This window comes from Psychrobacter sp. (assembly GCF_036731945.1).
Taxonomy (GTDB): Bacteria; Pseudomonadota; Gammaproteobacteria; order Pseudomonadales; family Moraxellaceae; genus Psychrobacter.
The window spans coordinates 63,712-70,721 of record NZ_DAINDI010000001.1 but is presented as its reverse complement, the minus strand read 5'-3'; the positions used below and the strand labels follow the sequence as shown (position 1 = coordinate 70,721).

At 46.0% G+C, this 7,010-nt stretch carries 6 protein-coding genes; 2 read left to right on the top strand and 4 right to left on the bottom strand.

The features are described 5' to 3' along the window. Positions 1–579, top strand: a 579-nt coding sequence (locus tag V7D75_RS00270; protein ID WP_333612925.1) for an FAD-dependent oxidoreductase, incomplete at its 5' end; no start/stop codon positions are given. Between the two features lie 112 nt (positions 580–691). Here V7D75_RS00270 and V7D75_RS00265 read toward each other — a convergent pair. The 4 genes from V7D75_RS00265 to V7D75_RS00250 form a co-directional block, all read right to left on the bottom strand. Beyond that, a complete protein-coding gene (locus tag V7D75_RS00265) occupies positions 692–1,852 on the bottom strand; it encodes an ABC transporter permease (protein WP_333612952.1) in 1,161 nt (386 codons plus the stop codon). A 71-nt stretch (positions 1,853–1,923) separates the two neighbouring features. Further along, positions 1,924–3,273, bottom strand: a complete 1,350-nt coding sequence (locus V7D75_RS00260; RefSeq protein WP_333612924.1) for an ABC transporter permease — start codon at positions 3,271–3,273, stop codon at positions 1,924–1,926. Positions 3,274–3,276: 3 nt separating this feature from the next. After that, entirely contained in the window at positions 3,277–4,554 is a 1,278-nt protein-coding gene (locus V7D75_RS00255; protein WP_333612923.1) for an HlyD family secretion protein, read from the bottom strand. Positions 4,555–4,660: 106 nt separating this feature from the next. Continuing rightward, positions 4,661–6,412 carry a TolC family protein gene (locus V7D75_RS00250; RefSeq protein ID WP_333612922.1) on the bottom strand — a complete coding sequence of 584 codons (1,752 nt, stop codon included), beginning with the start codon at positions 6,410–6,412 and terminating at the stop codon, positions 4,661–4,663. A 324-nt stretch (positions 6,413–6,736) separates the two neighbouring features. Between V7D75_RS00250 and V7D75_RS00245 the strand changes: the two genes are divergently transcribed. Further along, positions 6,737–7,010, top strand: a 274-nt coding sequence (locus tag V7D75_RS00245) for an FGGY family carbohydrate kinase (protein ID WP_333612921.1), incomplete at its 3' end; no start/stop codon positions are given.

Below are 7,010 nucleotides of genomic sequence, written 5' to 3'. Positions count from 1 at the left end.
CGTTCGGGTAACACAGAAGGCTTAAACTTAGAAGCTATTGGGCTGGAAGCCAATAGTCGGGGTCAGCTAAAAGTAGATGACACCTATTGTACCGGCGTGGAAAATATCTATGCCGCTGGTGACGTCATTGGCTGGCCCTCATTGGCCTCAGCGGCCTACGATCAAGGACGCTGTGCCGCAGCGTTTATGGTTGGCGATAGCGATGCCGAGCCAGTATCAAGCGTGCCAACAGGTATCTATACCATCCCTGAGATTTCTTGTATCGGTAAAACTGAGCAAGAGCTGACCGATGAAAAAGTTCCTTATGAAGTCGGGCAGGCGTTCTTTAAACATCTGGCACGAGCGCAAATCATTGGTGAGCGTTCGGGCGTGTTAAAGATTTTGTTCCACCGTGAGACGCTTGAGATTTTAGGCATTCATTGCTATGGCAATCATGCCTCAGAGATTATTCACATTGGTCAGGCGGTCATGAAATGCAACAATACCCTTGAGTATTTTGTGAACACAACTTTTAACTATCCAACGATGGCAGAAGCCTATCGCGTCGCCGCTCTCAATGGTTTAAATCGCGTTTTTTAAACCAAACATCATCAAGTCAGATAAATAAAAAAGCGCCTGCTTCTTGAGTAGGCGCTTTTTTTTGAGGTGTTTTTTATAGCATAAATGCCAATACTATCCATATATTTTTATGCTAAACAGCAGTTTTGCTTTGACTGGTACGCCAGCGGAAAAGTAGCAGTAATACAAAGTAAAATACCCACAATCCAGCCAATGCGTAAAAGCCAGTTGCGACTTGTGCCACACTCGCGCCCATTTGATTGAGCTGAACAGAGGTATTGATACCAGGTGTCGTCGGTATGACCCAGCGGATGATTTGTAAAAATTCTGGTAATTGATTGGCAGGCCATGGATATCCGCTGACAAAAAACATCGGTAGCGAGCTAAAAATCAAGATTTGCATACTGCGCTCACGCTGACGGAACCACAGCCCAAACACACAACCAAGGGTAGCGACAGTTGGGCAAAATAGCAGCAAAAATAACAAGCTGCCAAGCATGTTTTGACCACGTGGATAATGGTGCAGCTCAAAGGTCCAGCCATAATAAAAGCAGCCGATGATAAAGCTGAACATACTGAGCGCTGCAATACGGCCAAGCCAGCCGCGAATACTGGCGGCATGACGACGCTGCTCATACCAAGTGCCAATTAACATCGCTGTCGACATCAACAGGGTTTGTTGCAGAATAAGAATAGCGACCGCTGGCACCACATAAGCGCCGTAGCCTTCGGTTTGATTGTATAAAGGGATGATTCTTAACGGTACCGCTTGGGTATTTGCCGCTGCGGTTGCAGAATACGCCCCTTGCGCCACGCTTTTTTTAATCTCAACGCCCGCTGAAACCGTACTGACCGCCTGCAGAAAGCCCATTTGAACGTTTTTATTTAACAGAAAATAACCCCCATTGCCTAATACGCTGACGCTCGCTGCTTTGCCAGATAAGACTTGCTGTTCAAGTCCACTTGGGATAATCATATATCCAGCAATATCATCGGACCATATCGCTTCTTGAGCGTCTTGCTCATTTAAAAAACGCTTGGTATCGAGCTGCGGACTAGCACTGGCGTAACGAACGATGGTTTGAGACAGATTGGTATTGTCTTGATCGACAATACCAACGGGCACATGGTTGACCACTTCGGTTGAATACGGCCAAGGATAAAAGAAGCCATAAATAATCGGCGCAATCATGAGCAGTAGTAGCACGCCTTTATCAGAAAAGACGTCTTTGATAGTTTGCAAAAAACTGCCGAAAAAGCTTTGCGCTGGCGAATGACTTTTTGCCTCTAACATAGCACTAGAAGGCTGATTTTTTGTTGCTATGAGGTTTTCTTGAGATAAAGGTTCTTTTGGTGTCATAACCATTAGCGTGCCCCCCAGCGTTCAGGATGTGCGAGCGCGCGCTTGCTCAATAAGGCGGCTAAAAACATAGTGACAATCGTCGCAAGCGTCAGTCCATAGACGATGGGTAATGAGATGGCAACCGGCGCTTGCATTTGTAATTGCGCTATATGTAGCTTAAGGTAATGGGTCAGTGGTAAGGCATCCGACCAATGCTGAGCGTTTTTACTGATGGCGATATAAGGAAACGTTACTCCAGCAAAGGCATAAGAAGGCGCTGAGATAAATCCGGTTGACGATAAACCCATGCGTAACGAAAATGAGGTCAAGGTAAATATCGCACCCAGCCAAAATGACAACATCATTAGCAATACAAGGCCGATATAAGTCGCAATAATGGAGCTGATAGCAACCGCTTGCTGCGGCGCGGCGAGCCATAACGCCAAAACTGACCATAAGCTATAAGCCAGCATGGGCCAAAAGTACTTACCTAATAAACCAAAAAGCAAAACTGATACACTAGCTTTTCTTAGCTTAGTATCTTCAATGAGTGTTTGATTATCTTCAGTTAAGACTGAAACGGCCGTGGTCTGACGGTCTTTATTTTGGCTACCTTGAATCTCATTATCTTTAATAGTGGTTAAATCAGGCTGACCACCATTAACAAAGTCATACCAAATACCGATTTTTTTATCGCGCAATTCACGCCCAATGGTCGTCGCGCCAATGACCATGGCTAAGATATGCAGCAGCGCTGGGATAACGGTTGATGCTAAAAACTGTTGATAGTCGGTTGCTGCATTAAACAAACTGATGCGCTGAATGCCAATGGGCGAGTAAGCAATCGCTGCTTGCGAGGGTGCCATGCCTTTTTTGACCAAACGCTGTATTTCAACGCCTGCCGATAGCGTCCCAATCACCGATTGTACACTGGTTTGGATAATGCCAGAATGAGTGCCGTATTGGGCATTTACTTGCAATACAATCGGCGCCGGTTTACTCGATGAAATATTGCGCGAGAAATTCTCTGGAATAATAACCACCGCATAGATATCACGTTGCAGGAGCGCTGCTTCTACTGCTGCTGGCGAGTGATAAAGCTGTCTGACTGTCAGGTTAGGGTTGGCTTCCAAATAACGCACCGCAGTATTGGCAACAGGGCCACGATCGTTATCCACGACGCCAATGGGTAAATCGGTGATTTGTATTTGTGAAAAAATCCACCAAATCAACAGCACGGTCGCAAGCGGTATCCAGACCACCATGCTCAAATCCCACGGGTTTTTGGCTAAAAACCGGCGCTCGTAGGCTGCACTGCGTATAAAAGCGCCGATTAATCCGCCGCGTTGCCCGTTTTGCTCAGTCAGGCGCATGGCTTACTCTTTGGTCTGATTGGCAAGGGCTGGATTGATATTGACAACCACGCTCATCCCCGAACGGATACGTCTATCAGGTGCTGATGGTCGCGCTTTAACTTCAAAGGTGCGCACATCAAAACCATCGTTGTTATTGGTCGGACGCCATGTAGCAAAGTCAGATAAGGTTGAGGTTGCATAAACGGTAAACTGCTTGGTATAAGGCTTTTCAGGCGAGGATAAAGCAGGAATCGTACCCATAAAACGCTGCCCAATGGCAAACTGGTTTAAGTGGGTTTCAGTGACGTTGAGTACCACCCATTGATCGTCGGTATTAACCAAGGTAAGCAGCGGTACGCCTTGCCCAATGACTTCGCCCGCGTTGACGATGACATTATCCACGATACCGGCAATTGGACTTTTTAAATTGGCTTCTTCTTTGGCGACCAGTGCTTCTTCTAGTTGCGCATCGACTTGGGCAACTTGCGCTGTCGCGGCAGACTTGTCTTCGCTGCGAGCGCCTTCTTTTGCCAAATCATACTGCAAGCGCGCCGCTTCTGTCTTATCTTGAGTCGCTAGATATTGCGCGTAGGCTTCATCGCGCTTTTGCCGTGCCATCAGACCTTCTTCATAAAGACGGTTGACGCGCTGATAAGTATTTTCTGCCAAATCAGACGCCGCTTTATTGGCTTGCCAAGCCGCTTTTGCTTGGGCAATTTCTTGCGGGCGGGCACCGTTTTCTGCTTTATCAAGCTGGCTTTGCGCCATTTGCTTGCCAGCACGCGCCTGATTGATTTTAGCGTTAATCTCAGGTGAGTCCATTTCAATAAGCTGCTGACCGACCGTTACCGCATCACCTTCTGTGACCATGATTTGTGCAATGCGCCCCGGCACTTTTGCAGCAATAGACGTTTGCTGCATTTGCATTTGACCTTGTAAGGTGACGACTTCAGGCTCATTGTGTTGATTGCTTTTATACAAACCATAAGCAATTGCCCCTAATATAAGCAGCACAAGAAGTACCAAAATCGCCTTTTTAATACCGACAGATTTATCCGCGTTTGCAGGCTCGCGTTTATAAGGTGGCACCGCTTGTTCTTGGTCAATATCAGTGCTGTCGATTCTATTAGTGCTATCGACGCTATCAGCACTCTCAAAGACGGCTTCAGTCGGTTTAGTACCATTAATCGCATCAGCATCAACGGGCGTTTGTTCATGATGACTGCGGTTTGTTTCAGTAGTTCGGTCTGCAGCAGGTAGTTTGCGTGAGTCGCCTGATTCGTTATTAGATTCAGTCATGACAGTGAGATTCCTAAAGCGATAAAGTCGATAATAAGCAGAATAGTGTTGGCGTTATTTATTCTTGGCAATTCATATGATTTTTGAATACGTTTTACTAAATAAGCTACTTGTCATATAAGGTTGGTAGGCGAATATCAGCGGCGTTCAGGTAGGCATTAAAAGCAAGCGGTGTACCGCAGCTTTGCATCAAGGCGGCAAGGGACTGTACATAAGTGTTTGCTGCTTGTGCTTGCTCGGTGCGCGCTTTTAGGTATTGTGTCTGTGCTTGTACCACATCGATGGGCGTATTCACACCTTCTTGTAATCCAAGTTGACGTAAGCGCAATACCTCTGCTGCCAAATCCACGTTGCTTTGCAAGGCTTGATAGCGCGACTGAGCGTTATTGACATCGTGCCAGTTTTTTTCGACCAGCAATAATAAATTGTCACTGACTTCTATCTCTGACAAATCTGCTTGGCGTATTTTGGCGTTACTGGAAGCTAAAGACGCCTTTTTATCTAGCCCGCCCCAAAGTTTCCAGCTGGCTGAAATACCAGCGACCCAACTGGGGTCTTTTTCTACTTGGCTATAGCCATAAAGCATGACCGTAGGTTTGTAACCCGTATCAGATAGCGCATGTAACTGCTGCGCTTGCGCTCGTTTGGCGGCAACTTTTTGCAGACCTGGATGGTTGGTCAGTGCTAAGTCTTGAAAGTAATTCACATCGGGCAAAGGGCGGCTTGAGACAAATAAAGGCGTGCTGGGTTTGATACGATAATCGGTACGTAAAAGCCGCTGCAGCGCCATCATTGCCAGACGCGCATCATTATTAGCGTTGACCGATTCGCTTTTTGCATCGGCAAGCGCCGATTGTGCTTCTAAGCGATCGACACGGGAGATAAACCCTTCTTCAAACAGACGCTGCGCCATATGGTCAACTTGCTGTACCGTATCATAGGCATCGTCACGTAAATAAGCGGCAATAATCGCTAATTGCGCCTTAAAATAACGCTCAATTAAGGTGTTATACAGCTCGTTGGTATCTAGTATGCTATCAGCAACGGCTTCTTGGGTACGAGCAGTGGAAGCGCCTGTCAATGCTGCTGTGCGTCCAGCCGTATAAATGGGCCATACCACGCCAAGGCCTGCGCCCGTCGTTGAACCCGAGCGTTTCAAATCGTAAGTATCTGGGATACGGTCACCGACCAACTCCCCAAAGTCTGGCAAATTTTCTATGTCTATCGGCGGGTCGATACCATCAATACTACTATTCACATCGTTGATAATACCGTTTTTAATCGATGATAAATCAACATCAGCGTCCAAGTTATAAGCAGTGGCGGAGGCGCGCGCAAATACTAACGGATGGTCAATGGTTTTTAGCGCATCGGTTTCATACTCACTGGCAGCAATCGCGGCTTGATTGGCGGCGATTTTCGGTGAAACTTGCAATAAAATATTTTGTGCTTGCTCAAGACTAAGCAGACTCGATACTTCTAAAGGATAGCTATTGTCAATGCTCTTATGGGTAATAGGATCGATAAGGGTGGTTAAATGAGTGTTTGGCTCAGCTTTAACTGTCTGTGTTTCTATCGGCGCGGCTTTATTTTTTATAATGCTGTTTTGCACAGGGTTTTTATAAGTTTGAGTGTGAGTTATTTGAGTGCCGTTTTCTTGAATACTGTTTTTAATACCACTACTGCCTTGCAGGCTGCTTGGCGTATCCGCCTCAACAATTTGCGTCACGACAACGGGCGCTACTTCATTTTGGGACGTGTTAACATCATCATTGGCGTTTGCGGAGTGAGAGGCGGCTAAGCCTATGAGCGTAACCGTCATCACCGCAGTAGACAGAGTCGATAAAGCAAATTTCATAAGTCGCATAAGCCATTAATTAGAATGCAAAGTGTTTAAAGCACAAAATTTCTAGTAGGTAGTCAAACAGGGCAATATTATAGACCATTAATAGAAAGCAAAAATTGGTTATTCATAACAAAGCGTACACTGTAGTGGCACAATGGTGACGGGTCAATGCTCACTATTTGCTTATTTTGCGTTGAATGGGCACCAGTTTTATGTTAAGTGTCTAGCTTCAAGACAGATAATAGCATTATTTATGAATTGGTTTATAAATCAGTGATAAAACCAGATAAAAATTAGCCGACAAAAAACAACATGATATAAAATAGGATGCGAGTGATGGCAGGATATATTTTAGCGCTAGATCAAGGTACGACGTCGAGTCGCGCAATATTGTATGACGACCATGCCCGCCCGATTAAAATCGCCCAGCAGCCGACGACTTTAAAAACTCCGCAGGCAAGTTTTGTTGAGCAAGATGCGCAGCAGATTTGGCAAACGCAGATTAGCTGTGCTCATGATGTGATTAATCAAGCAGGGCTGCTGGCGATCGATGTCACCAGTATTGCCATTACCAATCAGCGCGAGTCTATCGTGATGTGGGATAAGCAAA